At 66.8% G+C, this 2,391-nt stretch carries 2 protein-coding genes; both read right to left on the bottom strand.

Annotated elements, in window-relative coordinates:
* Positions 1 to 194: 194 nt before the first annotated feature.
* Entirely contained in the window at positions 195 to 1,154 is a 960-nt protein-coding gene (locus QGG75_18320) for an acetyl-CoA carboxylase carboxyltransferase subunit alpha (protein MDP6069184.1), read from the bottom strand.
* Between the two features lie 21 nt (positions 1,155 to 1,175).
* Entirely contained in the window at positions 1,176 to 2,246 is a 1,071-nt protein-coding gene (locus QGG75_18315) for a CoA ester lyase (protein MDP6069183.1), read from the bottom strand.
* Between the last annotated feature and the right edge of the window lie 145 nt (positions 2,247 to 2,391).

Below are 2,391 nucleotides of genomic sequence, written 5' to 3'. Positions count from 1 at the left end.
GTAGCCACCCTCAGCGCCGATTACCCCATCTCTGTGGTCAATTCCCCGTGCTTCAACTGGCTGCGCCCTTGAAGATGTGTGCATCCCTTAGCCGAATGGGGGGCGGAGGCCAAGGGCGCGGATGCGCCCGCCCGGTGAGGGGCCAAAAAAAAACGCGGATGCGCCCGCCCGGTTAGGGTCCAAAAAAAAGCCGCCTACTTAGGCGGCCCCGCCCGGCCCATGGCCAGGAATTTTTGCCGGCGCTCGTCGCGCAGCCTGTCTGGGGCACGCTCGACCAGGTCGTCGAGCGCCCTGGCAAGGGCCTCGCCGACGGCCTCGATGGCGGCTTCGGGCAGGCGGTGGGCGCCGCCTATGGGCTCGTCCACCACTTCATCGATGACAGCCAGGCGCTGCAGATCCTGGGCCGTCAGCTTGAGCGCTTCGGCGGCGTCCTGAGCCCGTTCGGCACTGTGCCAGAGGATCGAGGCACAGCCCTCGGGCGAGATCACCGAATAGATGGCGTGTTCCAGCATGCAGACCCGGTTGCCCGCGGCCAGGGCCACGGCGCCGCCCGAGCCGCCCTCGCCGATGATGACGGCGAGCAGCGGCACCGTCAGGTCCAGGCAAGCCTCGATGCTGCGGGCAATGGCCTCGGACTGGCCGCGTTCCTCGGCGCCCACGCCGGGATGGGCGCCGGGCGTGTCGACGAAGCTGATCACCGGCAGGCGGAAGCGTTCGGCCAGCTCCATCAGGCGCACCGCCTTGCGGTAGCCTTCGGGCTGGGCCATGCCGAAGTTGTGCCGCACCCGGCCATCGGTGCCGTTGCCTTTCTCGTGGCCCAGCACCATCACCGAACGGCCGCGGAAGCGGCCCAGGCCGCCGCACACGGCGCGGTCCTCGCCATAAGCGCGGTCACCCGCCAGGGGCGTGAAGTCCTCGATCAGCCGGGCCACGTAGGCGCTCATGTGCGGCCGGTCCTGGTGCCGCGCCACCAGGGTCTTCTGCCAGGGCGTCAGGTTGGCGTAGGTCAGGCGTAGTTGCTGCTCGGCCTTGGCCTCGAGTTTCGAGACCTCCTCGGCGATGTTGACGTCGCCCTCTTCGGCCAGGTGCCTGAGCTCCTTGATCTTGCCCTCAAGCTCGGCGATCGGCTTTTCGAAGTCGAGAAAGGCGTTCATGAAGGCTCCCGGCAAGCTGGCCTAGCGCCGCCCCTTGGCCTTCTTGCTGGCCTTCTTCCTGGCGGGCTTTTTCGAGCTCTTCTTGGCGGCTTTCTTGGCAGCCGCCGGGCGCGGCTTGGGGCCGCCCACTTGGCGGGCCTTCTTGACCAGCACCTGGGCCTGCCGGATCGAAGCGATGTCGATCAGCCGGCCGTCCAGCGCCACCGCGCCCTGGCCGGCGCGCTGGGCCTCCTTCATGGCCTTGAGGATGCGCCGCGCCTTGGCCACCTCGGCCGGCGAGGGGCTGAAAAGCTGGTTGGCCAGGGTGACCTGGCTGGGATGGATGGCCCATTTGCCCTCGCAGCCCAGCACCGCGGCACGCAGCGCCTGGGCGCGGTAGCCGGCGGCATCGGAAAAATCTCCGAAGGGACCGTCGATGGGCCTGAGCCCATTGGCCCGGGCCGCCACCACCAGGCGCGCGATGGCGTAGTGCCACATGTCGCCCCAGTGGCTCTCGCGCCGACCCTCGGCATCGGCGTCGGTGAGCACCAAGTAGTCGGGATTGGGACCGCCGATCTGCGTGGTGCGGGCCTTGGTCGAGGCGGCATAATCGGCGACCCCGAAGTGCAGCGATTCGAGGCGCGGGCTGGCGGCCGCGATCTGGTCGATGTTCTGCATGCCCAAGGCGGTTTCGATGATCACTTCCAGGCCGATGCGCTTTTTTAATCCCTTGGCCTGCTCGATCTGGGTCAGCAGCATGTCGATGGCGTAGATGTCGGCCACCGTGCCCACCTTGGGCACCATGATCAGGTCGATCTTGGCCCCGGCCTGCTCCACCACGTCGACCAGGTCGCGGTACATGTAGTGGGTGTCGAGGCCGTTGACACGTACCGAAATGGTCTTTCCGCTCCAGTCCAGGTCGTTGAGCGCGGCGATGACGTTGTGGCGCGCCGGCACCTTGTCGTCGGGGGCGACGGCGTCCTCGAGATCGAGAAATACGACGTCTGCGGCGCTCTCCGCGGCCCGTTCGAGAAACTTATTGTTGGAACCGGGGACCGCCAGTTCGCTGCGGTTGAGACGCGGCAGACACTGTTCGACGATGGTAAAACTCATAAAGCCCTCCAATGCGGTATTGCGTTATTGGGTACCCTTTAATGGGAAATGGTTCGCGAGGGAAGGGGCGGATCGTCGGGCGGCGTGCGGGGCGAAGGGCTGTTTCACACGATTGTGTCTCGGCGGATGCCGGCCAAACGGAAAT

The sequence above is a fragment of the Alphaproteobacteria bacterium genome (assembly GCA_030740435.1).
In the GTDB taxonomy this organism is placed as follows: Bacteria; Pseudomonadota; Alphaproteobacteria; order UBA2966; family UBA2966.
This window is presented reverse-complemented; position numbering and strand designations above follow the sequence as displayed.

Bases quoted from the DNA above. Each gene is read 5' to 3' on its own strand.
- QGG75_18320 (MDP6069184.1), bottom strand. From the start codon at position 1,154: ATGAACGCCTTTCTCGACTTCGAAAAGCCGATCGCCGAGCTTGAGGGC.
- QGG75_18315 (MDP6069183.1), bottom strand. From the start codon at position 2,246: ATGAGTTTTACCATCGTCGAACAGTGTCTGCCGCGTCTCAACCGCAGC.